This is a genomic window from Nonomuraea sp. NBC_00507, assembly GCF_036013525.1.
Classification (GTDB): domain Bacteria; phylum Actinomycetota; class Actinomycetes; order Streptosporangiales; family Streptosporangiaceae; genus Nonomuraea.
In genome coordinates, this window is record NZ_CP107853.1 from 2691067 (window position 1) to 2717494 (window position 26428).

Annotated in this window: 33 protein-coding genes; 22 read left to right on the forward strand and 11 right to left on the reverse strand. The window is 67.7% G+C overall.

Going from position 1 to position 26428, the window contains the following annotated elements; translation table 11 throughout:
• Positions 1-510: 510 nt before the first annotated feature.
• The 4 genes from OHA25_RS13705 to OHA25_RS13720 are packed head-to-tail and all read left to right on the forward strand — an operon-like array spanning position 511 to position 4622.
• Positions 511-1497 (forward strand): alpha/beta hydrolase, encoded by a 987-nt coding sequence (locus OHA25_RS13705; RefSeq protein ID WP_327587930.1) that lies wholly within the window; start codon positions 511-513, stop codon positions 1495-1497.
• Positions 1494-2699, forward strand: a complete 1206-nt coding sequence (locus OHA25_RS13710) for an acyltransferase family protein (RefSeq protein ID WP_327587931.1) — start codon at positions 1494-1496, stop codon at positions 2697-2699. The genes OHA25_RS13705 and OHA25_RS13710 overlap by 4 nt, the downstream gene beginning before the upstream one ends.
• A gap of 10 nt (positions 2700-2709) precedes the next feature.
• Complete coding sequence (locus OHA25_RS13715) at positions 2710-3951, forward strand: sensor histidine kinase (RefSeq protein WP_327587932.1); 1242 nt, start codon at positions 2710-2712, stop codon at positions 3949-3951.
• Complete coding sequence (locus OHA25_RS13720; protein WP_327587933.1) at positions 3948-4622, forward strand: response regulator transcription factor; 675 nt, start codon at positions 3948-3950, stop codon at positions 4620-4622. Before OHA25_RS13715 ends, OHA25_RS13720 begins: the two co-directional genes overlap by 4 nt.
• 360 nt (positions 4623-4982) lie before the next feature.
• Here the strand turns inward: OHA25_RS13720 and OHA25_RS13725 are convergent, their stop codons facing one another.
• Entirely contained in the window at positions 4983-5144 is a 162-nt protein-coding gene (locus tag OHA25_RS13725; protein WP_327587934.1) for a hypothetical protein, read from the reverse strand.
• A gap of 213 nt (positions 5145-5357) precedes the next feature.
• On the opposite strand from OHA25_RS13725, the gene OHA25_RS13730 reads away from it, so the two are divergent.
• A complete protein-coding gene (locus OHA25_RS13730; RefSeq protein WP_327587935.1) occupies positions 5358-5660 on the forward strand; it encodes a hypothetical protein in 303 nt (100 codons plus the stop codon).
• 371 nt (positions 5661-6031) lie between these two features.
• Here OHA25_RS13730 and OHA25_RS13735 read toward each other — a convergent pair whose 3' ends face one another.
• The gene (locus OHA25_RS13735) at positions 6032-6616 is read right to left on the reverse strand and encodes a helix-turn-helix domain-containing protein (RefSeq protein WP_327587936.1); all 585 of its coding nucleotides are present in this window, start codon (positions 6614-6616) and stop codon (positions 6032-6034) included.
• A 327-nt stretch (positions 6617-6943) separates the two neighbouring features.
• On the opposite strand from OHA25_RS13735, the gene OHA25_RS13740 reads away from it, so the two are divergent.
• From OHA25_RS13740 to OHA25_RS13755, 4 genes are all read left to right on the forward strand, one after another.
• Positions 6944-7969, forward strand: coding sequence for a methyltransferase (locus OHA25_RS13740; RefSeq protein ID WP_327587937.1), 1026 nt, complete (start codon positions 6944-6946; stop codon positions 7967-7969).
• A gap of 189 nt (positions 7970-8158) precedes the next feature.
• Entirely contained in the window at positions 8159-9604 is a 1446-nt protein-coding gene (locus tag OHA25_RS13745) for a purine-cytosine permease family protein (RefSeq protein ID WP_327587938.1), read from the forward strand.
• Positions 9601-10536 (forward strand): nitrilase family protein, encoded by a 936-nt coding sequence (locus OHA25_RS13750; protein WP_327587939.1) that lies wholly within the window; start codon positions 9601-9603, stop codon positions 10534-10536. The genes OHA25_RS13745 and OHA25_RS13750 overlap by 4 nt, the downstream gene beginning before the upstream one ends.
• Before the next feature lie 241 nt (positions 10537-10777).
• Positions 10778-11422, forward strand: a complete 645-nt coding sequence (locus tag OHA25_RS13755; RefSeq protein ID WP_327587940.1) for a dihydrofolate reductase family protein — start codon at positions 10778-10780, stop codon at positions 11420-11422.
• A 357-nt stretch (positions 11423-11779) separates the two neighbouring features.
• On the opposite strand, the gene OHA25_RS13760 is transcribed toward OHA25_RS13755, so the two are convergent.
• Positions 11780-12628 (reverse strand): helix-turn-helix transcriptional regulator, encoded by an 849-nt coding sequence (locus tag OHA25_RS13760; RefSeq protein WP_327587941.1) that lies wholly within the window; start codon positions 12626-12628, stop codon positions 11780-11782.
• A gap of 157 nt (positions 12629-12785) precedes the next feature.
• On the opposite strand from OHA25_RS13760, the gene OHA25_RS13765 reads away from it, so the two are divergent.
• From OHA25_RS13765 to OHA25_RS13785, 5 genes are all read left to right on the forward strand, one after another.
• Complete coding sequence (locus tag OHA25_RS13765; protein ID WP_327587942.1) at positions 12786-13307, forward strand: cupin domain-containing protein; 522 nt, start codon at positions 12786-12788, stop codon at positions 13305-13307.
• Positions 13308-13385: 78 nt separating this feature from the next.
• On the forward strand, positions 13386-13571 hold the full coding sequence (locus OHA25_RS13770) for a TetR/AcrR family transcriptional regulator (protein WP_327587943.1): 186 nt from the start codon (positions 13386-13388) through the stop codon (positions 13569-13571).
• Positions 13568-13843: a WHG domain-containing protein gene (locus OHA25_RS13775; RefSeq protein ID WP_327587944.1), complete on the forward strand. Its 276-nt coding sequence runs from the start codon at positions 13568-13570 to the stop codon at positions 13841-13843. The genes OHA25_RS13770 and OHA25_RS13775 overlap by 4 nt, the downstream gene beginning before the upstream one ends.
• Positions 13827-14093: a hypothetical protein gene (locus tag OHA25_RS13780; protein ID WP_327587945.1), complete on the forward strand. Its 267-nt coding sequence runs from the start codon at positions 13827-13829 to the stop codon at positions 14091-14093. Before OHA25_RS13775 ends, OHA25_RS13780 begins: the two co-directional genes overlap by 17 nt.
• 44 nt (positions 14094-14137) lie before the next feature.
• On the forward strand, positions 14138-14371 hold the full coding sequence (locus OHA25_RS13785; protein WP_327587946.1) for a hypothetical protein: 234 nt from the start codon (positions 14138-14140) through the stop codon (positions 14369-14371).
• A gap of 70 nt (positions 14372-14441) precedes the next feature.
• Here the strand turns inward: OHA25_RS13785 and OHA25_RS13790 are convergent, their stop codons facing one another.
• Positions 14442-15038 (reverse strand): hypothetical protein, encoded by a 597-nt coding sequence (locus OHA25_RS13790; protein ID WP_327587947.1) that lies wholly within the window; start codon positions 15036-15038, stop codon positions 14442-14444.
• A gap of 500 nt (positions 15039-15538) precedes the next feature.
• Between OHA25_RS13790 and OHA25_RS13795 the strand changes: the two genes are divergently transcribed.
• The 3 genes from OHA25_RS13795 (at position 15539) to OHA25_RS13805 (ending at position 16907) form a co-directional block, all read left to right on the forward strand.
• The gene (locus OHA25_RS13795) at positions 15539-15673 is read left to right on the forward strand and encodes a hypothetical protein (protein WP_327587948.1); all 135 of its coding nucleotides are present in this window, start codon (positions 15539-15541) and stop codon (positions 15671-15673) included.
• 124 nt (positions 15674-15797) lie between these two features.
• Entirely contained in the window at positions 15798-16382 is a 585-nt protein-coding gene (locus tag OHA25_RS13800) for an RICIN domain-containing protein (RefSeq protein ID WP_327587949.1), read from the forward strand.
• Positions 16383-16400: 18 nt separating this feature from the next.
• Complete coding sequence (locus OHA25_RS13805; protein ID WP_327587950.1) at positions 16401-16907, forward strand: hypothetical protein; 507 nt, start codon at positions 16401-16403, stop codon at positions 16905-16907.
• 241 nt (positions 16908-17148) lie between these two features.
• On the opposite strand, the gene OHA25_RS13810 is transcribed toward OHA25_RS13805, so the two are convergent.
• From OHA25_RS13810 to OHA25_RS13825, 4 genes are all read right to left on the reverse strand, one after another.
• Complete coding sequence (locus OHA25_RS13810; protein WP_327587951.1) at positions 17149-17745, reverse strand: maleylpyruvate isomerase family mycothiol-dependent enzyme; 597 nt, start codon at positions 17743-17745, stop codon at positions 17149-17151.
• Positions 17742-18182 (reverse strand): SRPBCC family protein, encoded by a 441-nt coding sequence (locus OHA25_RS13815; RefSeq protein WP_327587952.1) that lies wholly within the window; start codon positions 18180-18182, stop codon positions 17742-17744. The genes OHA25_RS13810 and OHA25_RS13815 overlap by 4 nt, the downstream gene beginning before the upstream one ends.
• The gene (locus OHA25_RS13820; RefSeq protein WP_327587953.1) at positions 18179-18526 is read right to left on the reverse strand and encodes an ArsR/SmtB family transcription factor; all 348 of its coding nucleotides are present in this window, start codon (positions 18524-18526) and stop codon (positions 18179-18181) included. The genes OHA25_RS13815 and OHA25_RS13820 overlap by 4 nt, the downstream gene beginning before the upstream one ends.
• A 402-nt stretch (positions 18527-18928) precedes the next feature.
• Positions 18929-19894 carry a phage baseplate protein gene (locus OHA25_RS13825; RefSeq protein WP_327587954.1) on the reverse strand — a complete coding sequence of 322 codons (966 nt, stop codon included), beginning with the start codon at positions 19892-19894 and terminating at the stop codon, positions 18929-18931.
• 164 nt (positions 19895-20058) lie between these two features.
• Between OHA25_RS13825 and OHA25_RS61305 the strand changes: the two genes are divergently transcribed.
• A complete protein-coding gene (locus OHA25_RS61305) occupies positions 20059-20349 on the forward strand; it encodes a hypothetical protein (protein WP_442942185.1) in 291 nt (96 codons plus the stop codon).
• Here OHA25_RS61305 and OHA25_RS13830 read toward each other — a convergent pair.
• The gene (locus tag OHA25_RS13830) at positions 20328-21254 is read right to left on the reverse strand and encodes an AraC family transcriptional regulator (protein ID WP_327587955.1); all 927 of its coding nucleotides are present in this window, start codon (positions 21252-21254) and stop codon (positions 20328-20330) included. The genes OHA25_RS61305 and OHA25_RS13830 overlap by 22 nt on opposite strands.
• Positions 21255-21397: 143 nt before the next feature.
• On the opposite strand from OHA25_RS13830, the gene OHA25_RS13835 reads away from it, so the two are divergent.
• A complete protein-coding gene (locus OHA25_RS13835) occupies positions 21398-22450 on the forward strand; it encodes a saccharopine dehydrogenase family protein (protein WP_327587956.1) in 1053 nt (350 codons plus the stop codon).
• 475 nt (positions 22451-22925) lie between these two features.
• Here OHA25_RS13835 and OHA25_RS13840 read toward each other — a convergent pair whose 3' ends face one another.
• Positions 22926-23345: a RidA family protein gene (locus OHA25_RS13840; RefSeq protein WP_305919446.1), complete on the reverse strand. Its 420-nt coding sequence runs from the start codon at positions 23343-23345 to the stop codon at positions 22926-22928.
• A gap of 186 nt (positions 23346-23531) precedes the next feature.
• On the opposite strand from OHA25_RS13840, the gene OHA25_RS13845 reads away from it, so the two are divergent.
• The 3 genes from OHA25_RS13845 (at position 23532) to OHA25_RS13855 (ending at position 25817) form a co-directional block, all read left to right on the forward strand.
• Positions 23532-24233, forward strand: a complete 702-nt coding sequence (locus tag OHA25_RS13845) for a hypothetical protein (RefSeq protein ID WP_327587957.1) — start codon at positions 23532-23534, stop codon at positions 24231-24233.
• A gap of 840 nt (positions 24234-25073) precedes the next feature.
• Positions 25074-25481 carry a hypothetical protein gene (locus OHA25_RS13850; protein WP_327587958.1) on the forward strand — a complete coding sequence of 136 codons (408 nt, stop codon included), beginning with the start codon at positions 25074-25076 and terminating at the stop codon, positions 25479-25481.
• Between the two features lie 84 nt (positions 25482-25565).
• Positions 25566-25817, forward strand: coding sequence for a hypothetical protein (locus OHA25_RS13855; RefSeq protein ID WP_327587959.1), 252 nt, complete (start codon positions 25566-25568; stop codon positions 25815-25817).
• A 223-nt stretch (positions 25818-26040) separates the two neighbouring features.
• Here OHA25_RS13855 and OHA25_RS13860 read toward each other — a convergent pair whose 3' ends face one another.
• Positions 26041-26376 (reverse strand): winged helix-turn-helix transcriptional regulator, encoded by a 336-nt coding sequence (locus tag OHA25_RS13860; protein WP_327587960.1) that lies wholly within the window; start codon positions 26374-26376, stop codon positions 26041-26043.
• Positions 26377-26428 lie beyond the last annotated feature (52 nt).

Genomic DNA, 26428 nt, shown 5'->3' on the forward strand with positions numbered 1-26428 from the left:
ACAACATCATCTCGCCCGCCAAAGCGAGCCGGCCCCCCAGTCATAGCAGCACGCTACGCCGAACCCGCGACAGCGCCGAGCCTGGACGATCGACGCCTCCAATATGAGACGGCACGCCGGATACCTCAGATCAGTGGGACGGTTGGACGGACACTAGGTTGTCGTCAAGTGATCTCCGGAGTGCTCTGGCGAAGGCCATAGCGATCGCGGACTTCGGCGCCCGTCGTACGTGGCTGGGGCGCTCGATGCCGCAAGGCCCTCCTCGTCGGGCCTCCCGGCATCGAGCAACTGCCTGGCCATAGCGTGCGGCGCTCCCGTAGGCCTGTGCCTCGCGCCAAGGCGTGCCTGGTGGTCAACGCCCGGCCGCGTCTCGGCATCGACGCGGTGGGACCGATACCCGCAGTACCTGAGAGCTACATCCGGAAGTGGGCTCCACAGCGGGACGCTGATTACCTGCGCCTCTTCGTAACTTCCTGACCAGGTCAAAACCTCTGGAAAGGAAGGTACGACATGTGGATCCCAGGCTGCGGTACCCGGCTCTGGCGGGGTGCGCTGGCCGGGCTGGTGATCGCCGCGCTGTCCGCACTGGTTTCGGCCGCGGCCCGGGCGGGCGTCCCGGCCCCCGACCCGGCGATGCTGCCCGTCCTGTCGACCGGCACCCTCGAGACCCGGTACGCGGCCAACCGGGCCAACATCATCCAGGCCGCGCGCATGGCCGAGAAGGGCGGGGACCACCGGCGGGCAGAGGCCTTGCGGGCCATGGCCCGCTCCGCCCGGACGTTCCTGTCCTTCGACGCCCGCGGCGAGGGCCGGGCCGTCGAGGTCCTGGGTGACCTGGCGACCGCCCGGCGGATATCGGTCTTGGTGCCCGGTTCGGACACCACCTTAGACACCTACGACGCCCGTACCCCGAAGCCGCACGCCAGGCTCGGCTGGGCGGCCCGCTCGCTGGAGGAGCAGATCCGCCGCCTGGACCCGGCCGCCAAGGTCGCCGTCGTGGCCTGGCTCGGCTACACACCACCCCGGCTGATCAGCACCGACGCGGTCACGACGGGCCGCGCAGAAGACGGCGCGCGTGCGCTGCGTGCGTTCGTCGTCTCCGTGCGCCGGGCGAACCCGGCCGCGCAGGTCTCGCTGCTGTGCCACTCCTACGGCTCGGTGGTGTGCGGCCGCGCCGCCGCCGACCTGGCCGTCGCCGACATCGCCATGTTCGGCAGCCCCGGCACCGGTGCGGACACGGCGGCGGGATTGGGCACCGCCGCGCGGGTGTGGGCGGGACGGGGAGCGCGGGACTGGATCGGCGGCGTGCCGCACCTGAGCCTGCCCGTTTTCGGCACGGCCATCGGCTTCGGCGCCGATCCGGTCTCGGGCGGCTTCGGCGCCCGGCTGTTCGCCGCAGGCGACGGCGGCCACGGCGACTATTTCGCTCCCGGCTCGGCATCGGTGGCGAACCTGGCGCGTATCGCCCTGGGGCGCGACCGGGAGGTGACCCGGTGACCGCCCAGTCGTATCGTCCCGTCCGAGCCGGTCGCCACCCGATGCCGGGGTTGCGGGGACTGGCGCGGCGCGTCGACGCCCGGACCCCACCTGATCGCGACCGGGCCGTCGATGCTCTGCGAGCCCTGGCGATCCTCGGCGTGATATTCGGCCACTGGCTGGTCAGCGCCGTGGTCGAGGCCGGTCGGGGTTCGCTGCAGGGGGCGAGCCCGCTGCAGTACATGCCCTGGCTCGCCCCGCTCTCCTGGATCTTCCAGACCCTCGCCGTGTTCTTCCTGGTCGGCGGGCACGTCGCCGCTAAGGGCTACCAGGCCGCCCGTCGGCGCGGGGTCGGGTACGGCCGGTGGCTCGGCGGGCGGCTGGCCCGGTTGTTCCGGCCTGTCGTCGTGATCCTCGGTGTGTGGGCGGTGACGGCCGTCGTCATGCTCTTGTCCGGCACACCCCTTGAGACGGTGCGCACGCTGCTGACCCTGGTCCTGTCGCCCCTGTGGTTCCTGCTGGTGTTCGCGCTGCTCACGGCTTTGACCCCGATGGTCTTACGGGTCGGCCCGCTGTGGTCGCTCGCCGTGGTGGCCGCTGTTGACCTGGTCCGCTTCGGTCTTGGGGGTCCGGCCTGGCTCGGCTGGGTGAACGTGGTGGCCGGCTGGCTGGTGCCGTACGCGCTGGGCGCGGCGTGGGCGCGGGGCCGGTTCGAGACCCGCCGCTCGGGTCCGCTGCTGATCATCGGCGGGGTCGCCGCCGCAGGCCTCGTCATCTGGGACGGATACCCGGCGTCCATGGTCGGGGTGCCCGGCGCGCCGGTCTCCAATCTCAACCCGCCCACCCTGGCGGCCGTCGCCTTCGGCCTGGCCCAATGCGGACTGGCTCTGCTGCTGCGCGAGCCGTTGCGCCGGATGATGATCCGGCCGACGGTCTGGGCGGCGGTGGCCGCGGCCAACCTCTCCGCCATGACGATCTTCCTCTGGCACCAGACGGCGATGCTCGCGGTCACCGCCATGGGGCTGTTGTCCGGCCCGCTGCCGGGCCTGCATACCAGGCCGGACGATCTCGGCTGGGTCCTGGCCCGGCTCGGCTGGCTGCCGGTCTTCGCGATCGCGCTGGCCGTATGCCAGGCCGCGTTCGGCGCGGTCGAGCGCGGCCGGGCCGGCCGTCCGTCGAAGGGCGGAGCGCGAAACGCATGGGAAGAGCCGCCCCGTGTCTAGGATCGTCCACGTGGACAGGGCCGACGCGATGGGTGCCGTGCTGCGGGGCGTACGAGCGGATCTGCTCACATCGGCCCCGCAGCCGCTGCCGCCCATGGCCGGGCCGCGGCCGCTGAAATGGCTGCCACACGTTCTGATCGTGCTGGCCGCCGTCCTCCTCGCCGCGACGGCCGAGGGCAGCGCGGCCGCGCCGTTCGCGATCGCCCACGCGCTGATCCTGGTGTCGGCACTGCGCTGGCCGGTGCCGGCGTGGTGGCTGTCGATGGCGTTCCTGGCCGTCACCGCCGCGACGCCCTACTCGCCTACATTCATCGGCGAGCCGTGGCCATGGTTCGTCCATGCCGGGGTGCTGTTCCTGGTGGCGCTGCGCAACCGGCCCCGGGTCGCCGTCGAGACGCTGCTGCTCAGCGGCTTGCTGGCCGGTGGCATGCAATGGCCGGGCGGAGACCTGCTCTGGGAAAACCCGCTGACTCCCGCGATGAATTTCGCGGTCGCCGTGTTCCTCGGCACCTCGGCACGCAGCCTCCGGGAGACACGGCAGCGGCTCCAGGAGCAGCAGGCGGCCACCATCGCGGAGAGGGGGCGCCGGGCCTTACTGGAGGAGCGTGCCCGGATCGCGCGCGAACTGCATGATGTGGTCGCCCACCACATGTCCGTCATCTCCATCCAGGCCGACGCCGCGCCCTACCGCGTCGAGGATCCGCCCGAAGAACTGGTCAACGCCTTCGCCGTCATCCGCCAGAACGCCCTCGAAGCCCTCACCGAGCTGCGCCATGTCCTGGGGGTCCTGCGCGCGGAGACCACCGATGACTCCCCGGCGCCCGGCGGCCCCCAGCCCACCCTGGACCAGCTCGGCAGCGTCGTCGCCAACGTGCGCTCCGCCGGCCTGCGCGTTGAGCTGGACGTCTCGGGTACGGCCCGCCCGCTGCCACCGGGTGTGGAACTGTCGGCCTTCCGCATCGTCCAGGAAGCTCTGAGCAATGCGCTGCGCCACGCGCCCGGCTCCACGGTCCGCGTCGAGATCGTCTACGCGCTCTCCACGCTGCGGCTGCGGGTGCTCAACGGCCCCTCGCGTGACACGACCAAGCCCTCGCCCGGCGCCGGTCACGGCATCATGGGCATGCGTGAACGTGCCGCGATGCTCGGTGGCGAACTGGCCGCCGGTCCCACGCCCGGCGATGGCTATGAGGTCTCCGTCCTGCTCCCGGTGCCCGTGGACACCGCCACGACCGCGAAGGAAGGCCACACGTGACGATCCGCGTGCTCATCGCCGATGACCAGGCCATGGTCCGCGAGGGTTTCTCCGTCCTTCTCAACGCCCAGCCCGGCATCCAGGTCGTGGGCCTGGCCGAGGACGGCGCCGACGCCGTCGCCAAGGCCGCCGACCTGCACCCCGACGTGATCGTGATGGACATCCGGATGCCCGGGCTGAACGGCATCGAGGCCGCTCGCCGCATCACCGCGGATCCCGGCCTCGCCACCAAGGTCCTCATCCTGACGACCTTCGACCTCGACGAATACGTGTACGAGGCGCTGCGGGCGGGCGCCAGCGGATTCCTGCTCAAGGACGCCTCGGGTGTCCAGCTCGCCGAGGCCGTACGCGTCGTGGCCGCGGGCGAGGCCCTGCTCTCCCCGAACATCACCAGGCGACTCATCGCGGAGTTCTCCCGGCTGGGCGGCACCCCGCGGCCCCCGGCCCAGGCCCGCGCCGGGGACCTCACCGAACGCGAGACCGAGGTGGTCGCTCTCATCGCCCACGGCCTGTCGAACGCGGAGATCGCGGGCCGGCTCGTCCTCGCGGAACAGACCGTCAAGACTCACGTGGGCCGCATCCTGAACAAGCTCCAGCTGCGCGACCGCACCCAAGTCGCCGTCTTCGCCTACGAGACGGGCCTGGTCAGACCGGGACACGCAAACGCGTGATCCCAGAGCCGCGTGCGTCGGCGGCATGGAAGAAGCCCGGCCCGCCCGGCCGGGCAGGCCGAGTGCTACAGAGGTTGAAAGGTCAAGGTTCATAGCCTGGCTCCCGGTCACGTTCAGGCCGGTGTGAGTAACGAAGGCGTCCAGCAGGCTGGATCGGTACTGCATCCTTGAGCGCGTCCTGGTCCCGCGCCGTTGCTCCACGGCCGGCCAGGTCTCCTTGATCCAGGTGGCCACCGCATCCTCGTCGCGCTCGGCGAAACCCGTCCGGCCACGGCACGTCGTCAGCGACGCGGCCGGTGCCGGAGACACCGGAAACGTCGTGGTCGCGTTGCGGACAGAAGCGGCGAACATACGTGCCGCTCAAGAGAGTGTGTCGCTTTCGTGCTCACCGGTCAGACCGGCAAGGTTGAGCCATTCGGCCCCGGTCAGCCCGTACGCCGAGGCGGGGATGTGGATGGCCAGGACGGCGGGCACGAGCAGCGCACCGTCCTTGCCCGGGAAGTACGAACAAGACACATCCATCGGCAGGTATCGCAATAAAAGCGGACTTAGTTGGACCAGAATATCAATAACTCTACAAGAAGAGACCAAAGGCGGGAACCTCTCGTTTGCGACATGACTCATTCGGAAACCAAGAAGCATGGGGAGGAAATAGGGATATAAGGATATTTCCCTATTATGCCACAGAATAGCCAACCGGCTCGGGAAACCGAATTTCATCAAGGAGTACGCGTAATGCCCACACCGAAAGGGATTCTCGCTGGCCTGATGCTAGGAAGCGCAATCACCGGTGGCACTCTTGCTTTGTGTGCCACTGCCGCCAGCGCCGACGTTCCGAATAACAACGGCCACGTGCTCTCACGGGCCGTAGAGCAGTCCGCCGCGAACTTCGGCTTGCAAGACGCGGAAGAGACAGCGGAGGTAATCGAACAGCAGGTAAAGCAGGTCGCCGCGAACCTCGGCTTGCTAGACGCGGAGGTAATCGAACAGCGGGTAGAGCAGGTCGCCGCGAACTTCGGCTTGCAAGACGCGGAATAGACAGCGGAGGCAGTCGAACAGCAGGTAGGGGAGTTCGCCGCGAACCTCGGCGTCGACTGACTAGGCGGGCTTCACGGAAACCAGAACCCCCGACCGTCAGGAGGGAACGGCCGGGGGTTCTTAATGTCCTTAGGGCGTCTACAGAGGTTGAAAGGTTGAGGTCTCGCGGCGGGAGCTCGCAAGTATTTGATCGACTTGCGGATGCTCTGCAACGAGGTCAGGTCCTTCTCGCGCAGGTAGGCGATGGACCGGAGTGCGACTACGTCCCTGTAGGAGTACAGGACCGCAAGAGCCGCGCAGATCGCGGCAATCCTGAAGCAGGCTGCCGGGACCGGAGATGACCCAAGTGCCGGGGATATCTGCCTGCCCTGTCAGCTAGAGCCGCTCCAAGCCGCTGGAACGAGGGTCCAGATGATGTCGGCTGAGGTGGAACCCGTGTTGCGCCAATTGTGTGGTTCGCGACCCGAGAAGGTCAGAGTGTCGCCGGCGGCCATGACGACCGTGCGATTCGTGAAGAGTACTTCGAGCTCACCGGCCAGCACGTGCAGCACCTCCACGTCGCAGTTGATCGTGTAGAGGTCGTCGCCTCCGCTGGCGCCGACGTCGAGGAAGGAGCGCAGCACCTGCACGCGCGATTGGCTGCGCGGCGTAAGCATCCGCTCGACGAGGCCACGACCACCCAAGTTGATGCGCGGAGCATCCTCCATGTGCACGACCTCGGTGTCCGGCTCCTCGAACAACGAACCTATCGGCACCGACAGCACCTGGCACAGAGTGACGAGGGTGGCCACGCTGGGGGAGGTCTCGTCTCGCTCGACGCGACTGAGGAATCCCTTGGTCAGGTTGGTCGCCGCCGCCACCTGCTCGATCGTCAGGCCCTGCACCTGGCGGCTCGCCCGCAGACGAGCACCCACGCGCACCGGGGAGCCGGATGGTGTCGGATGCATGGCCCTCATGAAGTCCTCACAGCTCGATGATCGACGCGACAAGCCAGCGCGTTTTCGTCTGGACAGGAAACCGATCAGTGCAAGCAGTTTACCGCAAGCTGTTGCCTTATATGCATCAAAGGGTGCCTAATGGTAATCACGGCGAGCCGCGAACTGCTCGCCATGATCCGTGCACCGCGCTCGGTCGACCTGGTCGGCGCCGACCTCGTCGAAGTCCCACCTGCTCCGTCCACGCTCAGGTAACGGCGATGGCCGCATCCCACGTGGCGTACGTGCTCCTCTCGGCCATGAACGCCGGTCCCACCCGCTGAACCCGAAACTCCGGAAGGAACGATGATGTCCGCCACCGCAGAGGCCACCAGCCGCGACCGTGTGATCGAGCAGCACTCGATCGACTATGCCTCCCACGCCGAACGCCGCTGGGCGGAGCCTCGGGCCACGAGCGACATGACTCCGCAGGTCCTGGCGGGAAACGGCATTCCGTCGTTGACGCCCGGCATGATGAAGGCCATCGAGGAGGAGGAATTACTCCAGGAGTGGGAGAGGCTCCTGGACGTCCAGACCTGGGCGCTGGGGGAGAGTGAAGTCGCCTGGCTCCGGAGCGGGGAATTCGGCGCCGGCCGCGGGGTCCTCGAGGTCGGCAGCGCGGCGGGCGGCTACGGGTGTTTCCTCGCCCGCAACTTTTCCGGCACCCGCATCTTCGGGGTGGAGGCGAACCCGCATCTCGCGGCAAGATTTCGCAGGGGCGAAGCGGCGCCGCCGAACTACAGCATCGAGGTGTCCAAGATCGGCGAGGACCCGATCCCGGAGGCCGTGCGCGGGCGGTTCGACAGGTGCATCCTGCGCTTCGTGCTGCAGCACGTCTCCGATCCCGCACGCGTCTTGAGGGCCGTCCATGACGCGCTTCCGGTGGGCGGCCGGATCTATGTGATCGAGGAAGACCTGTCCTTCCTGACCGCGCGGCCCGACTGGGAACCGTTCCAGGTGACGAGGGATGCCTGGCTGAGGGTCACGGCGGCCGGCGGCACCGACGGCATGATCGGCAGCAAGCTGCCCAGGCTCGCCGAGGAGGCGGGCTTCGCGGTCGATGATCTCAACATTGTGCTGCGGAACAACGTGGAGATGGGTGCCGCGTTCGGTGACTACCTGACGAGCGTCATCACGCTGTTCCAGAAGAACAGCCCGGATCTGGTCACCGAGGACGAGGTCAGAACGGTCGCCGATGGGTTCGAAGCCTCGCGCGATGACCACGCCGGCCATTTCGTCGCCACGTATCCGCAGTTCCTGATGATGGCGACAAAGGTCGCTGACCGCACCCATCGACACCCGCGGCGCCTCGGTCGTGGGGTCGGTGTTCACTGAACCGCCCGGAACCGGGTCATGCGCGTACCAGGACTTCCCGGACACCCGATCCGTTCGGCACGACCGCATACAACGGCGTGGGGGCGTGGGTGGATCTTCATCCGCGCCTCATCCCACCCGGCGTTCGTGGTCCTCTCGGCCATGAACGCCGTCCTATCCGCTGAACCCGAAACTCCGGAAGGAATGATGATGTCCACCACAGCAGAAGCCACCAATCGCGACCCTGTGATCGAGCAGCACTCGATCAACTATGTCCCCAACGCCGAACGCCGCGGAAAGGTCTGGCACCAGGGTCCGTTCTGGTTCGCCGGCAACTTCGTGCTGCCCACGCTCACGACCGGATTCGTCGGCCCCGCGATGGGACTGAACGTCTGGTTCAGCGTGTTCGCCGTGCTGCTCGGCGCGTGCTTCGGCACGTTCTTCATGGCCTTCCACGCCAACCAGGGGCCACGCATGGGGCTGCCACAGATGATCCAGTCGCGCGCTCAGTTCGGCAGCCGCGGCGCTCTCGTGCCATTCGCCGCCACGGTTTTCATCTACGTCGGCTTCCTGGTGTTCGACACGATCCTGGCCACGCAGGGCATCGGCATGTTCGCGGACGTGAAGCTGTTCTGGTATCCGGTGCTCATCGCACTCTCCATTACCATCGCGGTGGTCGGGCATGACCTGTTACACCTGGTGCAGCGCTGGCTGACATACATACTCATCGCGGTGTTCGCCATTGTCACGGTCGTCGCGATCGTGCACTTCTCGACGACACCAGTGGTGCCCGACGCCGCCGCCGCTCAGGCGGGCTGGGACACGACGGCCTTCCTCGTGCAGTTCTCGCTGGCTGCGGGCTACAACATCAGCTACGCCGTTTACGTTTCCGACTACACGCGCTACCTGCCGGCGAAAGTCTCGGCCCCCGGGCTCATCTCCTCGGTGTACGCGGGGGCGGCGGTCTCGGCGGTCTGGCTCATGTCGCTCGGCGCGATCCTGGCCAGCTACATCCCGAACGCGGACCCGATCAGCGCCCTGCGCGAGGTCGGCGACCTGCTGTTCCCCGGCTTCGGCACCATCACCGTGATCGTGTCGGTACTCGCACTCATATCGGTCATGGGCGTCAACGCATACGGCGCCATGCTGACCGGAACGAGCGCCGTCGACGCTTTCAGGCAGGTGAAACCGACGGTGCGCCTGCGAGTGATCGGCCTCGTGATCGTGGGAGTGGCATCCCTCATCATCGCGCTGTTCATCCCCGACAACTATCTCAACAGCTTCACCAGCTTCGTGCTGCTCATGCTGTACTTCCTCGTACCGTGGACGGCCGTGAACCTTGTCGACTTCTACTTGGTACGGCGCGGCAGGTACGCGATCGCCGAGATCCTGAAGCCGAACGGACTGTACGGCCGCTGGCAGTGGCGCGGTGTCGTCGCGTACGTGATCGGAATTCTCGTCATGATCCCGTTCGTCTCGATCAGCTTCTTCGTGGGACCCATCGCCGAGCGCATGGGCGGCGCCGACTTCTCATTCGCAGTCGGACTCGTCGTTTCCGGCGGCCTGTACCTGCTGTTCTCGCGGAACCTCGACATGACCGCCGAAGCAGCGGTGCGAGAGACGAACGAGGTGGAGCTGGAGGGATCACTACAGTGAGCAGCGCCTCGCTCGCTCAACCGCCCCGGCATGTCACCGTCGCATGCTGCCAGCTCGAACCAGTACTCGGCGCCGCGGATCAGACGCGGCGGCGAATCCGCACCGCCGTGCTCGAGGCCGCCGCCCGCGGCGCGCAGATCGTCGTGCTGCCCGAGCTGGCGAACTCCGGCTACATGTTTCACGACCTCGACCAGCTGCGGAGCGCGGCCGAGCCGCTGGACGGCGCGACGATCCGTGAGTTGAGGGCGCTCGCATCCGCGCACGGGCTGGTCGTGGTCAGCGGATTCGCCGAGCTCGACGGCGTGGACGCGTACAACACTGCCCTGCTCATCGACGAGACCGGCCTGCGCGCCACATACCGCAAGGCGCACCTGTGGAATGGCGAGAAGAGCTGCGGTTTCACGCCCGGCTCCGACCGCCCGCCCGTGATCGACACGCCGCACGGGCGTATCGGCATGATGATCTGCTACGACCTCGAGTTCCCGGAGTGGGTGCGGCTCGTCGCACTCGCCGGCGCCGAAATACTGTGCGGGCCGGTCAACTGGCCCCTGTACCCGCGGCCGCAAGGCGAGCGGCCGGGCGAGATCGTACGTGTGCAGGCGAATGCCGCCATCAACCGCATGTTCGTCGCGGTCGCAGACCGCGCGGGCACCGAGCGCGGGCAGAAGTGGCTCGGCGGCAGCGTCATCGTCGACGCGGACGGCTACCCCGTGACGCAGCTGCACCTCGGTGAGGAGGCTCTCATCACGGCGACCGTCGACCTCGCGCAGGCGCGCGACAAATCAATCAGCATGCTCAACGACGTACACGCGGACCGGCGCCCCGAACTGTACGTCGAATCGGAGAAATCAGGACGCAGACCACCGTCGGTGCACCGGACCGTCAGGGAAGGTGCCGCGTCGGGCCACCAGCAGGTAGGGATCGTCGAGTAATTGCCACAGCCAGTCGTTTCTGTCTCTCAAGCGCGACGGGTGCCCTTCGTGATCTGCTGAAGTATGGATGTGTAGTTCTGGAAGGCGTGCCCTCACCCTCGCGTCGCGGTGTGTGATTAGGGGACGGTTGTGCCCAGTGGGGGTATCCATCGACTCGCGGCAGATCCGTGCACGACCGATGAGATCGGCGCCGCGGGCCGGTCGTACCCAACGACGACCCAGCGCGAAGGGAACTGCGACCATGAAACTGACGACCGTCACGAACGTCTCCGTCGACGGAGTGACGCAGGGACATCGACGGATTGACGCAGGGACCCGGCGCGAAGCCGGCGCGCCGGACGAGGATGGCAGCGGCGGATTCGAGCGCTTCGGATGGGCTCCGCCGCTGCTCGACGATGAGGCCTCGACGTTCATCAGCCAGGCCTTCCAGCGAGCCGACGCGTTCCTGTTCGGGCGGCGGACCTACGAGATCTTCGCCGGCTCTTGGGGAGCAGGCATGGATCCGGGAAACCCCGTCGGAGAGGCGTTGAACACGCGGCCCAAGTACGTCGCCTCGACCACGCTCACCGACCCGCAATGGCCGGACACGACGGTCCTGTCCGGCGACATCGCGGGCGCCATCGGCGAGCTGAGAGCCAAGCCGGGCGGTGAGTTGCAAGTGTGGGGCAGCGGCACCCTGATCCGCTGGCTGCTCAACCATCGGCTGGTCGACCAGGTCGTACTGCTCACCTATCCCGTGGTCGTCGGCCAGGGCACGCGGCTCTTCCCTGCCACCGGCCCGGACATAGGACTCGAGCTGGTCGACTTGCAGTCCACCCCGAAGGGGCTGACGATCCAGACCTACCGCACCACCGGTCGCCCGCAGTACGAGAGCGCCACGACCTGAACGAGGGGAGAACCCGGGCGTCCGGACTATCCCCGCACCAGCAGATAGGCCCAGGTCCTGGCGTTGGAGAGACCAAGGGACGGAATCCGACAACCTGTTCATGACGGCCGGTCACTGCGTGGAGCCGAACGGCCTGTCCTTCGGCGACGTCGTCTGGACAAGCTGGAGAGCGGGGGTGGGCACGATGTTCTTCGGCCCGGCGAACACGAGCGTGAAGCACTGGGTCGTCGGTCGTGACCCTGTCCGATCCAAGGTGGGAGACCCGTACTGCGTCGGCGGAGCGACGACGGGGGATTCCTGCTCGTGGAGAGTGGTCCGTGGCGGCTGCAGCAACGTTCCTGGCAGGGGTCTCGCGGCTCACGCGGTCCCGAGCAGCGCGGTGATTCGCCGCAGGGCCGTCTTGCCGACCGGGACCTGCATGACCAGCAGGAGGTCGGGCCGCTCGGCCGGGTGCAGCTGGAAGAGCTCCAGGTCGAGCCGTCCCGCCTCAGGGTGGTCGATCCCGATGATAGCGGGCCGGAAGGAGCGGACGGGATATTCGGTCCACCACTCACGGAACTCCGCGCTCGTCTCGGACAGGGCCCGCGTGATGCTCGCGAAGCGTGGGTCGCCGGGGTGCCGGCCGGCGGCTGCGCGGAACTGGCTGAGCACGGAGCGCGCGGCCGGCTCCCACCGGATCAGACGAGTACGGATTTCCGCGTCGGTGAACATCATCCACAGCAGGTTGCGCCGTTCCCGCGGATACCTGCCCGGGTCGTGGCGGATCAGCGCATAGGGCTTGTTCCAGGCCAGGTAGTCGAAGTTGACGTCGTAGACGGAGGCGACGTTCGGCGCCGCCGCGTCGACCAGCCGCCGTAGCCGAGCCTGCGCGTGGTCGTCGGAGGGCTTGCGCTCCGGAGCGGGCAGGCCCGCCAGGTCGCGCAGGTAGCGGTGCTGGTCGTCGTCGAGCGACAAGGCGCGGGCCAACGCGTCGATCACTTGGGCCGACGTCGAGATGTTCCTGCCCTGCTCCAGCCAGGTGTACCAGGTGACGCTGATGCCGGCCAGCTCGGCGATCTCTTCCCGCCGCAGCCCGGGGGTCCTGCGGCGTGCGGGGGCGGCGCCCTCCGGCAGCCCCACGTCCGAGGGCCGTAACCCGGCCCGCTGCGCGCGCAGGAACGCGGCCAACTCGGCCTGCCTGCCCCGCTGCCTGCCACCGTTCTCCACAGTGCATCGGCTCCCGCCTGAGGGTGACCCCTTGCCCGCAAGCTAGCAGTATCCCTACCAGGATCAGCCGGGCTTTCCGCCCTAACATGATCAATGTCATGGGGTGGCCGCGACCGCCTGGAAGCCCTGACCTGAACCAGCTCGTGAGGAGACGAAGATGACCGATGGACTGCTGTTGCCGCCCGGCGCCGGGCGCGACATCCCGGGCGTCGACATGACGCTCAAGGTGGGCGCGGAACGGTCGAGGCAATGGTCGGTGTTCGAGGCCCGGGTGGCGCCGGGCTTCGATGTCGGGGCGCACCTGCACCACCATGCCGAGGAGATGTTCTACATCCTGGAGGGGGAGTTGGACCTCCTTGCCTTTCACCCGCGTGACGAGGCAGAAGGCGACTGGCGCGCCTGGGAGTCCGATTCGGGCGCGTCGGTGTTCAGGGGCGGTCCGGGGAGCTTCATGCACGTGCCCACGGGCTGCCCGCACGCCTTCTTCAACCCCGGACCCATGCCCGCGCGGATGCTCTTCGTGGTGGCCCCGAGCGGCCACGAGGACTACATGCGGGAAATGGCCGAACTGGTGACGGCCGGCGGCGGGCCGCCCGACCAGGCGGCGATCGCGGCGCTGCGGGCCCGCCACGACATCCACCAGCTCACCTCGTTCGGCCGCCGTCCCTTGCCCGGCTGAGCCGCGTCCCCGTGCGGCTCCACTTCTGGCTCACCGTGAGGTGTACGACGTACACCTTGACGGTTTACTGTGTACACCATGAGTGCTCCGAACACAGCGGAGAGGATCGCCGGGGCGGCGCAGGCCATTCTGGTGAGCGAGGGTGCTGCGGCCGTGACCATGCGGCGGGTGGCCGACATGGTCGGCGTGTCCCCGATGGCCGCCTACAAGCACTATCCGAGTCGCCAGGCGCTGTTTGAGGCGGTGGCCGACCGGACATCATGACCGATCGCCGGGAGCGGGCTCGGCGCTTCCCCGACGACTTCCAAGGCGGAGGGTCGCCGTCGTTCAGCATGCTCGTCGTGCTGGTCGAGGAGGCCATGCGCGAAGGGCTGCTACGCGAGGACGATCCGCTGGAAGTGACGCTGGCGCTGACGTCGTCCATCCAGGGGCTCGTACAGCTCTATCTCGGTGGCCGCATCGGCCTGGAGGAAGACGGGTTCCGCGGGTTGTGCGAGCGCACGGTCAGGAGGGTTTTCGATGGGATCCGGACGTAAGCGGCGACCCCGCCGGCGGTGGATGGCGTGGGATGCGGGTGCGGCGGTCCTCATCATCCTGGTCGCGGCGACGGGGGCCGGGGCCTGGTTCGGCAGCGATCAGGCAATCAAGGTCGTGCGCTACGGCACGAACAACACCAAGGTGCTCGCCGTGCAGGGTGACCTGGTGACGTTGGAGCAGACGCCGCAGACCGGCAAGCCGGGCACGTACTGGCTGGAGTGCAGCGCGGAACCTCGCTGCCCGCCGTAGCGAACAGGACGAGCGCGAAGCCGAGATACAGCCGGAACCAGGACGTGTCCCGGCGCAGGATCAGCGCCGCAGCCGTGGCGCCGGCGACCGTCACGATGACACCGGGCAGGGCCACCATGGCGGCCCATGACTCGGCGGGCACACCCCAGCCGTCGGGCACCAGGCGGCCCTGCGAGGTGGACCACGGGGCGAACGCGATCTCCGGCAGCCGCGCGGCGTCGATGATCCAGATCGCCAGGCCGATGACATACAACGCGAGCACGAGCAGGCGAGGGTGACAACGACGACGCGGCCGGCGCGTAACGCGTCGGCCGCCAGGCGTCTGTCGTGCACCGGTGCAGCCCCTTATTACTTGGCGCGGCCACGCCAGGTGAACCAGGCGAGCGCCACAAGTGATGTCATGAAGACCGCGTGGAGTGCATCGTAGATGATTCCCGAGCCGCCGGCGATCATCGCGACCAGGCTCAGCGGCACCGCGGCGGCGAGCCATCGGGGGACCGCCCGCGAGCGCCACAACGCCGTCCCGAGCACGGCGAAGCCCAGCACCGACAGAAGGAATCCGATCGCCTGGATGCCGAAGACCTGCCCGGAGTTGTCCTGGAAGTAGGAGAAGAGCGCCTGCCCGCCCGCGGCGTCGGCCGTCAGATACCAGTCGACGGCGCCGATGGCGAAGAAGCCGGCGCAATACAGCACTCCTGCCATGCCGGTCAGCACGGCGCCGATCGTCGCGAGGACCGCGCCCTTGTGCCTGATGAGCAAGCAGGCCGACAGCCCCGCGGCGAGGTAGGCGACGGCCGTGCCGATCCCGCCGAGCAGGCCGAACAGCCAGACCGCGTCGCGCTCGGCCCGTAGCGCCGCGTAGGAGCCGAAATCGAGGGCCGGGACGGGCCGCAGCAGCAGGTTCGCCGCGGCCAGGACGGCGCCCATGGTCAAAAGCGCGGACACGACCGCGATCCTGCTCGAGGAGATGGTTCGCGTGGGGGCGAGGGGGTTCACAGGTTCCCCTTTCTCAACGGAACATCAGCGTCCTGCGCCCAGCGTCACCGCCACCAGAGGCGGCAGGTCCCACCCGGCTCTGGGACTTCAGGTCCCATCCGGGACGACTGGCACCCGGTTCGACGAGGACATGGCGCCTCTGGGATCGAGGACGCCGGGAGCGCGAGCCTGAAGGCACCCGCCAGAAGGCAGCCCCTCGTTGCAAAGGAGACCCCTATGGCAGATCAGCCAGGCCGACGGACATCCGCCCATCGGCGGTCGCTGTTGAAGTGGGCCACGCGCAGTACGTCGGCCCGCCGGGCCTCGGTGGTCATGATCGAAATGATCGCCCCTGCCCTCCAGGTGCGGCAACCAGGCCTACCAGGAGCCCGAATTCCGGGAAAACCCGGACCCGATCAGCGGGCCACCACCCGTGAACGACCACCCCCGGCGCGGCCATCGTGGTGGCCATGAGCACACACCACCCGATCCCCGCCACCAGCGCCTCATCCCCCAAGGAACTACTCGACGTGAGCCTCGGTTATCTGGCTTTCACCTCGATGGTCTACCTCGCGGGCTTTGGACTGGTGACGCTCGGCCAGTGAGTGCTCTCCCTGACAGAAGTCCCGTGCTAGCTCGGATGTCCCGCACCCGGTTGTCCGGCCACGATCGATACCACCGACAACCGCCACCCACCTACTGTTCCATCGGTTCACGAAAGAGGTCCTCATGACCAACCCTTCCGTACGACGCATCCTTGTCCTGGCTGCCGCCGCCACCGCGATCCTCATTTCCGGCACCTCGACAGCTGGAGCGGCAGCTGACGATCCGGAGGAGACGGGCACGGCCGAGGGGCCGGGGCTCACCACGTACACCTACGACCAGTTCCAGAACAAGCGCAGCGGCAAATGCCTCCAGGTCGACAACCGCAGCAGGAACGCGGGCGCCTGGGTCGTGCAGCGCACCTGCACCACCGGCGAAAGTAAGCGGTGGCAGCAGTGGCGGATCATTGATCTGGAGAACGGCTACGTGCTCCTGCAGGCCCGTCACAGCGACGACATGTGCCTGGAGGTCAACCAGGCCGGCGGATCCAACGGCAAGAGCAACAACGCCAGGCTCTTGCAGTGGAACTGCCACCGGGGCGCCCAGCAGCAGTGGGACAAGACCGAGCTGGACGCCGGGTTCCTCAAGAACAGGCGCAGCAACAGGTGCGTCGAGCCCGACCAGCGCGCCGGCAAGGGCCGGGCTGAGGGCGGCCCGGTCCTGCAGTGGACGTGCCACCGCGGGCCCCACCAGCGGTGGGAAGAGCGCTGACCCTCAGGAGGATCCTCCATGTCGACCCGAGGCGTCGCCATCGCCGCGGCTGTGATCGCCGCCGGTGCGACGATCACAGCCGCGTTGATCACGTCCGGACAGGTGAACATCAGCCGCGAGGCGGGCGGCCCGGAGATGAAAAGCGGCGAGGTAACCCAGCCTCGACCGGACGGGCCCAGCAAAGGCCCCGGTATCGCGGTGACGCCGAAAGGCCTGGATCTGTGCGCCGGCCAGGACTGTGGGCAAGACGTGCTCATCCTCAGCACGGGCACCACCACGTTGAAGATCGGCGACATCGAGCTGAAAGGCGAGTCGCCTGCGAGCTTTCAGCATGACGGCGCCTGTGAGAACCAAGACCTCGACGTGGATGACGAGTGCGCGCTCAGGGTGTGGTTCGAGCCGGCGACCGCCGGAACGGACGGCTCAGCCGTACTGGTCATCCACCAGAACCTCAAGGGCGACCCCACCTTCGTCAGACTTCGAGGGCGCGCCCCCGAGCAGCCCACGACCGAACCGACCGCGTGAAGCAGCTGAGCGCCGCCTGTCATAGGCGAGAGCCCCGAAGGTAAGGATCATGGGGCCCTCGCCTATGGCTGTCGGAAGTGGGATCGGCGGGGGTCTACACTCCCTCCCCTCCTCGTCCACGCCGCCGTCGGAAGGGGCGGGGCTGTCGGGGACCTCGCGGAGCTGTCCATGTGGAGGCCGTGTTGGACGTTGCAGACGTATGCCCTTGGTCCCCCACGTGAAGACGTGTCGGCCCGGGGTGTCAGCTGTGGGGCAGTGTCCGGCCGTCGGGTAGGGTTCGGCCGCTCAGGAGTGCCACCAGAGAGCCGCTGTCGGCGCGAACGAGCTGGCCGTTTCCCCAGTTCCAGTCGGTGTCGGTGGCCTCGAGCCGGACACCGGTCAGGTCGATGCCGAACCAGGTGCCGTGTGCGGCGGTGAGCTGGTCGAGGACGGCGGTCACAGCCTCTGCCGGTGCGATCGCGGGCCGGTCGAGTGCGATCGTCACATCCAGGGAGTGAATGACGGCATGGCTCAGTGCGCCGGCTGCACCGCCGCCCGGCGGCTGCCACGCGTGCAGTCTGGGCGATCGGAGCTGGGCGAGGAGGTCGGCGACGGGCAGCGCAGCGTCCCGCGTGGCTACGGTGTCGGAAAGTACGGTGAAGTCGCCGCCGGCCGCCGCCATCTCGGCCCCGAACTGCTCTGGGGTCAGCCGCGCCGGCATCGTCACGTGCGCGATCACATGGCGCACCAGCCACTTCTCGCACAGCGACGAGGCGTCCCATGTCTCGACGGTCGCGGCGGCGAGGGAATCGGCGAGCCCTCTGTAGGTCGGCGCCACCCAGGACTGCAGGTCGGTCATGATCGGTTCCCTTGTATGAGGTGAGCGAGGTGTTTCTCGAGCTTGTCGAGGGAGGTGAGAAAGCCGGTGCGGGACTCGGGCGTACGCATTGTCTCGGGCACGTTGCGCTGGTGGATGACGACCGCGGTTCTGCCATCGCCGAGGTCTTCCAGCGTGCTGGTGGTGTGCATCCCGGTCGCCGGCTCGACCCAGGCAAGCCGCTCGGGCGGGACGATCTCGGTAAAGGTGGCAACCATCCGGTGGCTGCCGTACTCGCCGAGCATCAGGGTCTCGAACCGGCCACCGGGGTGAAGTTCGACGACGATGCTGTCGATCGGCGTGGTCATGCCGCTCGGGCCCCAGAAGCGCGCGAGCTCGGCGGGCTCGGTGAGGCACCGCCACACCAGCTCGCGCGGCGCGCGGAAGACCCGCCGGTAGACGAGTTCGTCGGCGTTCACTGGTTCTCACCCTCCTGCAAGCGGGTGAGGTGCGTCTCTAGCCGGTCCATCCGGTCTGACCATGCCCGCCGGCTCTCCTCGATCCATGAGAGCGCGGCCTCGAGCGCCGCAGGTTCGAGCCGACATGGCCGGGTTTGCCGGTGCCGTCCCTGGCTGATCAGCCCGGACCGCTCGAGCACCCGAATGTGATGCGACACGGCCTGCATGCTCATGGCGTACGGCTCCGCCAGCTCCTTGACCGTCGCCTCGCCCGTGCTCAGCCGGGCCACGATGTCTCGCCTGGTGCGGTCGCTGAGCGCCGTGAACAGGGCATCGAGCTGCTCATCCTCGACCATGGTTCCCATGCAGTTACTAAAGCATCTGCTTTATTAAGCGTCAACTTGAGTACTCGCATCAAGCTGCGGTTGGGGCTACGGCGGCTCGGCGTCACAACCGTCCAGGGCACGAAGGGGGAGCGCCGGGACCCCGCGAGCGCTTCCGCCCGTACTCACGGGGGACCGACGGACCGGCGCGGCTGTCACCCGGTCAGGGCGCGCCGGCGTCTGCCGGGCTAAGGTGCCCGTGGTCGGCGTGACCGTCGTAAGGGGTCAGACCTTGCCCCGGCCGGCGCCTTGCTCGCGGCGTTCTGCTGGACTGCTGCCGAGCTGAACGTTGGCAAAGGCAAGTGCGCGAGTCACGTGGAGCTTGCCCTCCGCAGGCTCAACAGAAGGCCATCGCGTCGGTCGAACTCTGGTGGCTTGACCTGATCAGACGAACTCATTCTTGTAGAAGACGGTGGCCTGCCGTACTCCACCGGTGTTCGAATGGAACCCGAAGGCCAGTCGCGGGCCGGTGGAGTGCATCCAGATGGCCATGCCCTGCGGCTCCCGGCCCGGAAGAGATGCACCTGCCGTGGTCTCCCACTTGTTGACCACGGTCGACTGGCCGGTGTCGTTGAGGTCGACGACGGTGATGTACGACGGCCCGTTTGCCCTGCCCTCCAGCAGGTACGCGTAGCGGCCGTAGGCCGTGTAACCCTGGAACGGGTTGCTCTCTCCCCAGGATCCACGCGAGGGTAGAGCACGTTCGACCAGGCGGTTACCGGTGCCAAGCCGGCCCGCGCGGGCGTCGCCGAGGTTGAAGGCAACGATGCGCGGCAGGTCGGCGCCGGTTTTGTAGCGCACCAACAACCGGCCGGTCGAGGGGTCGATCGCTGGTTGAGGATTGATCATGATGTCGCCGATGGAGGGCGTGCGGTCTTGGATTGCGCTGCTGGTCTTCTCCAGAACCCCGCCGTCGACGAACTTGAATCGCCCGATCCTGGTGCCGAATCCGCTGGTGCTCGCCTGCCACTCGGTCCACAGGTATACGGCTCCGTCGTACGGCTCCGCCGCGATCGCCACGCCGTGGCCGAAGCCGTGGAGCTTCATTGAGCCCAGAATCGTCCCCTCCGTATCCGTCTTGGTGATCCAGAGATCGCCTGTCTTCGAACCCGACTCCACCTGGGCGAAGTAGATGTGCTGGTGCGCGTTGTCGTACGCGAAGGACTGCAGCACCCAGTTGTGGCCGAGTGACTTCTTCAGGATCGGATTGCCGCCGGCCCCCGGCAGATCGAAGCGGGCGGAGTCCGGAACGTCTGCATGCGCCGGGCGGGTTCCGAGGAGTGCCCCCGCCGTGATCCCGCAGCCCGCAACCAAGAGGCTCCGGCGGTTGAGGAAAGGTGGTTTGCGCATCGGTTCTCTCCCGTGTGTGGTGGTGGAGATCTGGACCGAAACGTTCTAGCAAGCCCTGCTATGTTCTGGGTATGTTCGCCCTCAGCCAATAGGGCCCAGCGCGGTGCCGTGAGCGTCTTTGACGTAGCAGAGGTATTCGTCGACCGACGGACGTGATCATCGGTGTGGTGGCGGTCTTCTTCGCCGGGATGGGCGTGTACGGCCTGGTTGCGCCGGGGACGCTGGTGGCCCCCTTCGGCATCCGGGTGCCCTCGGCGGGCGGCCGGAATGAGGTGCGGGCGGTGTATGGGGGGTTTGGCTCGCCACGGCGGCGGCGCTGGCACTGGCCGCCTTCGGCATGGGCGCACTGCGTGACGGCGTGCTGGTGGCGGTGGCGCTGGGGATCGTGTCATAGGCCGCCAAACCTCGAAGATCCCTCCGCGGGTGTTGTGCTTCAGCCGGCGTGGTGCCGGTAACTGCCGGGCGGTGACCCGTACTGGCGTTTGAAGGCATGGGTGAAGGTGTACTGCGAGCTGTAGCCGACCTGCTGGGCGATCGTGTTGACGGGGGCGTCGGAGGCGCGCAGGAGCCGGGCGGCGGTAGTCATCCGCCACCATGTCAGGTAGGTGAGCGGTGGCTGGCCGACCAGATGGGTGAACCGCCGGGCGAAGGCGGCGCGCGACAGGCGTGCCTGCGCGCCCAACTCCTCGACGGTCCATGGCCGGCTGGGGTCTCCGTGGATGGCGCGGAGTGCGGCGGCGACGGCGGGGTCGTGCAGGGCCGCGGCCCAGCCGGTGGCGGAGTGGCCGGAGACGCGTTGTTCTTCGAACCACGCGCGCAGGATGTAGAGCAGGAGAAGATCCAGCAGGGTGAGCAGGATGGTGTCGGAGCCTGGGCGGGCGTCGCTGTCCAGTTCCACGCCGAGGAGCTCGACCGCGGCGCGGAGTTCCCTGTGGCGCCCTACCCGCGTCGGTAGGTGGATGACCTCGGGCAGGTCGTTCAGGAGCGGATGTGGCCCGGATCTGTCCAGGAGGTAGGCGCCGCAGAGCATGACCACCGTCGGCGGCCGGTCGGCTGACGTTTCGTCTTTGCGGCCATCATGGACTCCGGTGAGCGTTGTGGGCGGCTCGCTTACCGGGGTGGACGGTTCGTCGGCCAGACCGTGTGCGGATCCGCGCGGCAGGAACGCCACGTCGCCCGGCCCGAGCGCGATCGGCTCACCCTGCGACGGGAGAAGCCAGCACGTTCCCTGGAGAACGATGTGGAACCCAGCGGACGGCACCGGCGGAAACTGCTGGGCGAAGGGAGCGGACCTGGTCACCCGGCCCGAGTGGGGCCGACCGGTACGCGCCGCACTCACCACATCAGACAGGACATCCACGCAGCCAGTATAACCAACGACGATCTCGGCGAAGACGATGACGCAAACTCTAGAGCGGATCACGCATTCAATCGTCTTGTGTCAGCGACTTACTGTGCTGGTGGGGCTGAGCAACCGCGCAGCTCCCACCGTGAGGAGATGACATGAAGATCGCCGTTTATGGCGCGAGTGGATACCAGGGAAAGCTCGTGCTCACCGAACTGGCACGACGCGACATCGAGATGGTCCTGGCCGGACGGGATCTCACGCGCCTGGAGGAGGCCGCCTCGGCGGTCGGCCTCCCCGACGCGGAACGACGCGTGGCCGACACCAGCGACCATGAGGCGCTTGTGAGCGCGTTCCGCGGCTGCGACGGCGTCATCAACTGCGCCGGACCCTTCACCTCGTCAGGTGAGGCCGTGGTCCGCGCCGCGATCGCCGCCGGCTGCCACTACGTCGACACCTCAGGCGAGCAGCTCTACGTCAAGAAGATCTTCGACACCTTCACCACGGAGGCGGAGAACGCCGGCGTCACTGTCGTACCCGCCGCCAACGACGGCTGCGTCCCGGTAGACCTCATGGCCCACATCCTGGCCGACCGCCTTGAACCGGTCGAAGAGATCGTCACCACCCACGTGGTCGTCGGGGGCGGCGGCATGTCGCGCGGCTCGCTGCGTTCGGTGGTCGAAACGATCGACGCCATCAAGGCGGGAGGCATGGCCTACCACGACGGCGACTGGCGTCCCGGCATGCCCGCCCGCCACACCGCGATCAGACTGCCCGGACAGTCGGAGGCGACCCCGGTGATGGCCTTCCCTGTGTCGGAGGTGGTGACCATTCCCCGTCACATCCGCGTCCGGCATGTCGAGGGCCTGACCGAGGCGGCGTTGGGCGACCGGCTGAACACCCCCCTCACACCGCAGATCATCGAAAGCCTGCCTGAAGGACCCGATGAGGACAGCCGCCGCACCCAGCACTTCACCTACGTGGTCGACGCCACCAGTACCGACGGCCGCCGCGCCCGCGGCATCGTCCAGGGCCCTGACACCTACGGCACGACCGCGGTGATCGCCGTCGAAAGCGCCCGCCGTCTCATCGCCGACCCTGCCAAGCCGGGAGTACTCGCACCCGCCCAGGCCTACCACCCGACCGCTTTCCTCGACTTTCTCATCCCGCATGGGATCCAGTGGATCATCGAGGACGCGCCGGCAACCTGACAATGAGCCTTCTCCGGTAACGATCAGCCACGGTGTGTGATTGTCTGAACGGCTCGCTGGATTGGGTCCCAGAACGCTGCGAAGCCCCTGCTAGAAGTGGTCTTGCCTAGAGATCAACTTCATAGAGCAGGGACTTCGCTATCCTCATGCCAAGCGGCCAGACCGCCTGGACACGCCACCTGCCGTCGCCCGATCCCTTGTCGGCTGCTCAACGACAGAGCCACCCACCCCACATTGGCGAGAGCTCTGGCAGCCATTAGGAGCTGGTACCAAAAGTCGTTCGTGAAACCAAGAGGGGACAGCGCCAGGCGATAGAGGAACCGTCTGGATGTCGTGTGTGGCCACCCCGACGTACTGTCCGCCCAACGCCGCGAACGCGCCCGCGTCCGACGCGAGAAGGCATCCGCTGGGGCGGCCGACTACTCAGCCTTGCAGCCTGACGACCACCAACCAGGGATCTTCTCCGATCACAGCCCTAGGCTGGGCGAACGAACCGCTCCAGAGGTATCACGGCGATCGGTACGAGCTCTACCAGGAACTCCGGCAGGACCAGTCCGGGTACCTGGATCAACACGCTGGCGGGGGCGGAGCCAGGTGAGAAATGCCGGGACCGTACTTGCTGGATCGTCGACAGATCCTCACGGCGCAGAAAGTAGATCGTCATCGAGACGATGTCGTCCAGCCGACCGCCGACGGCGGCGAGGATGCGGCGGATGTTGTCAATGCTCTTCTCCATCTGCGCCTCGATGTCACCAGCGCCGATCACCTCGCCGTGCTCGTCCCAGGCGACCTGTCCGGTGACGTGGACAACCTCTCCCGCGCCCTGGATGACGCCCTGTGAGAACGCCCGCCCGTTCGGCGCCCAGATTCCCGAAGGGTTGAAGCCGTCTGCCATGTGACTCCTCGTACTGATGGGACGCATGCCCGACCAGCCCTACTCAATCATGAGCCGCACTTCAGAGAGCGAAATATGAGTAGGGGCTACTCATGTCCCGGCGGTGGGTCGCGGGACAGGATGCGATCGCGGGGGCCGGGTGTGCCCGTCCGCGTTCCGTCCTTTGCTCTCTTCCGGAGGAACAATATGCTCACACGTTCCGGCAGGTTCGCGGCGGTGACAGTATCGGGGTGCCTGGCGTGGTCGCTGCTCGGGGTTACGGGAGCGGGCGCGGAGACCGCGTTCGCCCCCGACACCTGCGCCAGTGGGTACGTCTGGCGTGGCGCGCGGGCCAGCGACCACGTATGTGTGGAGCCGTCCGTACGTGACCGGACGCGGTCGGAGAACGCGTCAGGGGTCTGGCATGCGTGCACGACCGGGTTCGTCTGGCGGGAGGCGTACCCCGGCGACTTCCGGTGTGTGGTCCCCGGCTCCCGCACGCAGGCGCGGCGCGACAACGACAGCGCGGCCCGCAGGCTCGCCTGGGTCATCATGGTGAAGCGCAACCATGCCGGCAACGGGCCTTCCTGTGACGGCGAAACGTGCTCCACCACCAATGAGGGGCCGTATCAGACGGTGGCCGTCCGCGGCTACTATCTGACGCCTGGCACGCAGGTCACCGTCCAGGTCAAGCGTTCCTCGGATGGCCGGGTGCTGTGGCAGGGCCGTGCTGCCGCGCAGTCGGGCGGCAATGGACCGGCGGGCAGCTTCTCGGTCGATACGGGGCGGGTCCTGTGCGGCGGGAGCTCGTTCAAGGCGCCGCTTACCGCGTACGTGGTCGTACGCGGTGACGGCGGACAGTGGTCGCCGCGCGTGCCGATCGCCTGGCGGTCCTGCTCACTGCTGTGATCACGGGCACAGGCCGTCGAGCGTCAGCGTGAGTGCGGGGCCCACCAGAGCTGAGGCGCTGTGCCTACACCTCCGCCGTCTCGAACCCGTATGAAGATCATGTTCATGGCGCCTCGTGCAGGAACGTGCCGAGCATCCACACGGAGCAGTTCCAGTCGATCACACGTGGCTTTCAAGCGCCGGCGCACACAGGGGACAGCATGAGCCGTGTGAGGAAGGCCATGGCCCAGCACCCTCTGGGGGTCGCGGCCAACCGGTCCTCGACGAAGACTTCGGTCCGTAAGAAGGCTCCGGGTCGTATTCCAGCCGTAGCCCCTCCCCAACGTCGTTGGCGTCGGCCGAGTTCGAAGCTAGATCCTCCGAGAATAAGGTCTTCGCTGACCACGTACAACGGCCGGCTCAGCACTTCCGAGAACAGCGGCCAAGTGAGCAGCGAGCGGGACGGTTCGGCCAGACATGCTCTGGCTGCGGCTGGATGCCGAGACCGATGATCCGCATCTCTGGGCCATGACCAGAGGGCTATTCGACCTCAACCCGAGTATTGCGGCGGAGTGGGCTGCGCCCGGTGCGTGAGCAGTACGCGCACGCGGGCGGCCCGGATGAGTACGTCCGGAGTCGAGCGCAACCCCCACGACAAGCTGGTTCCTGGTTTCGGTCAGCGGAGCGTCACGGTCCGGGGCATGGTTCGCGGGCGTGCGCGGTCCTAAGGTGCTACCAGGTCCGTCGCTGGCGGCGGAACTACGTTCAGCGAGGAGTTCGCGCATGAGCGAGTCCCAGCATCCCGTTGCGTCTGCGTCTGCGTCTGCGTCTGCGGGCGGCCCGGTCGGGCCCCTGGGCGTGGTGAGCGCCGCTTACGTGCGCGCCGGCCTGCGCATGGGCGCCCACGCGATCTTGTGGAGCGTGCTGGCGACCCTCGCCGTGGTGGGCTGCCTGTACGCGGTCGCCGACGGCGAAGTCTGGGTGGCCGTCCTGTGGGCCGTGCCGGCCGCGCCCGTGGCGTTCGTCTCGGTCAAGCTGTTCCGCCAGGTAGTCCCACACCTGCTTCCGCACCGGTCGAGGCTGGTACGCGAGCTGGCGGCGGGCGGCGGGCCTGAGATGCGCTTCACGCGGCAGCAGCACTTCGAGGGTGGATTCACCAACGACTATACGGTGACCTTCGCAGATGGCGGAGCCGACAGGATCCGAGCCGGTCTCGGCCAGGCCGACGCGCTCGAACAAGCGCTTCGGGCCCTCGGCGCCCGCCCCTAGATGGTGCCGCGTTGGGGCGGTGGGCATGTCGCGTTGCGTTGTCTTCACGCCGTCCAGCCGGGTGCACTGGCATTTGATCACGGCGTGGCCGCCGTGGTGGCGGCGTACGTGCAGGGGCAGGGTGGCGTAGTGACCACCATCGGTGCGCAGCGCATCAGCGCGGATGTCGGCGGCGCTGACGCGGACGAACAGGATCTCGGCCGGGCGAGCTCGCGTTCGATCCAATCGACGTTGTCGCAGACCGCGGCGGGCTCCCACCCGGTGTCGACGAAGACCATGAGGTCCGAGCGAGAGATCTCGCCGAGGGCGGCCAGCACCGCCAAGGTGGTGGACTGAACGCCAACGCCAACGCCAACGCCGACGTTGAACGCCGTCAAGGTGCAGCGGGCGGAGATGTCGCGCAGCCGCTCGAGCACCCGCAGCGGTGGCAGCCAGCCCGGCCGTCGTCGCCGTCGAGGAGGAACCAGGCCGGGGTCATGTGGGGGCTGCCGTTGGCGCGGACGGCAGAGGCTGGCGTCCTTGGCGTGACCGCGTCCGCACCGCCGGGCGGGGGCGCATGTCAGACGGTGACGTCGGCCTCGGGATCCGGCACCGCCATGGCCCAGGTCCCCATGGCCTCCAGGACGTCGCGCAGCCCCTCGCCGAGAGGGGTGAGCTTGTACACAACGCGCGGCGGGATCTCCGCGTAGGTGGTGCGCGTCACGATGCCGTGCCGCTCGAACTGGCGCAGCCTGCTGGTCAGGGTGTGGGGGCTGATGCCGGGCAGTGCGTCGCGCAGTTCGGTGAAGCGGTGGGGGCCATGCAGCAGTTCGCGCACGATCAAGGTGGCCCACGGGCCGTTGAGCAGGGTGAGGAATCGGGCGACACCGCACTCGGGAAGACAGGGATCAGTCACATTTCTGACCGTATCCCATTAGTGCAGTTGATGTAACTGATGCATTGTATGC

Bases quoted from the DNA above. Each gene is read 5' to 3' on its own strand.
- OHA25_RS13705 (WP_327587930.1), top strand. From the start codon at position 511: ATGTGGATCCCAGGCTGCGGTACCCGGCTCTGGCGGGGTGCGCTGGCC.
- OHA25_RS13725 (WP_327587934.1), bottom strand. From the start codon at position 5,144: ATGGATGTGTCTTGTTCGTACTTCCCGGGCAAGGACGGTGCGCTGCTC.
- OHA25_RS13730 (WP_327587935.1), top strand. From the start codon at position 5,358: ATGCCCACACCGAAAGGGATTCTCGCTGGCCTGATGCTAGGAAGCGCA.
- OHA25_RS13735 (WP_327587936.1), bottom strand. From the start codon at position 6,616: ATGAGGGCCATGCATCCGACACCATCCGGCTCCCCGGTGCGCGTGGGT.
- OHA25_RS13740 (WP_327587937.1), top strand. From the start codon at position 6,944: ATGTCCGCCACCGCAGAGGCCACCAGCCGCGACCGTGTGATCGAGCAG.
- OHA25_RS13745 (WP_327587938.1), top strand. From the start codon at position 8,159: ATGTCCACCACAGCAGAAGCCACCAATCGCGACCCTGTGATCGAGCAG.
- OHA25_RS13755 (WP_327587940.1), top strand. From the start codon at position 10,778: ATGAAACTGACGACCGTCACGAACGTCTCCGTCGACGGAGTGACGCAG.
- OHA25_RS13765 (WP_327587942.1), top strand. From the start codon at position 12,786: ATGACCGATGGACTGCTGTTGCCGCCCGGCGCCGGGCGCGACATCCCG.
- OHA25_RS13770 (WP_327587943.1), top strand. From the start codon at position 13,386: ATGAGTGCTCCGAACACAGCGGAGAGGATCGCCGGGGCGGCGCAGGCC.
- OHA25_RS13775 (WP_327587944.1), top strand. From the start codon at position 13,568: ATGACCGATCGCCGGGAGCGGGCTCGGCGCTTCCCCGACGACTTCCAA.
- OHA25_RS13780 (WP_327587945.1), top strand. From the start codon at position 13,827: ATGGGATCCGGACGTAAGCGGCGACCCCGCCGGCGGTGGATGGCGTGG.
- OHA25_RS13795 (WP_327587948.1), top strand. From the start codon at position 15,539: ATGAGCACACACCACCCGATCCCCGCCACCAGCGCCTCATCCCCCAAG.
- OHA25_RS13800 (WP_327587949.1), top strand. From the start codon at position 15,798: ATGACCAACCCTTCCGTACGACGCATCCTTGTCCTGGCTGCCGCCGCC.
- OHA25_RS13805 (WP_327587950.1), top strand. From the start codon at position 16,401: ATGTCGACCCGAGGCGTCGCCATCGCCGCGGCTGTGATCGCCGCCGGT.
- OHA25_RS13810 (WP_327587951.1), bottom strand. From the start codon at position 17,745: ATGACCGACCTGCAGTCCTGGGTGGCGCCGACCTACAGAGGGCTCGCC.
- OHA25_RS13820 (WP_327587953.1), bottom strand. From the start codon at position 18,526: ATGGGAACCATGGTCGAGGATGAGCAGCTCGATGCCCTGTTCACGGCG.
- OHA25_RS13825 (WP_327587954.1), bottom strand. From the start codon at position 19,894: ATGCGCAAACCACCTTTCCTCAACCGCCGGAGCCTCTTGGTTGCGGGC.
- OHA25_RS13835 (WP_327587956.1), top strand. From the start codon at position 21,398: ATGAAGATCGCCGTTTATGGCGCGAGTGGATACCAGGGAAAGCTCGTG.
- OHA25_RS13840 (WP_305919446.1), bottom strand. From the start codon at position 23,345: ATGGCAGACGGCTTCAACCCTTCGGGAATCTGGGCGCCGAACGGGCGG.
- OHA25_RS13845 (WP_327587957.1), top strand. From the start codon at position 23,532: ATGCTCACACGTTCCGGCAGGTTCGCGGCGGTGACAGTATCGGGGTGC.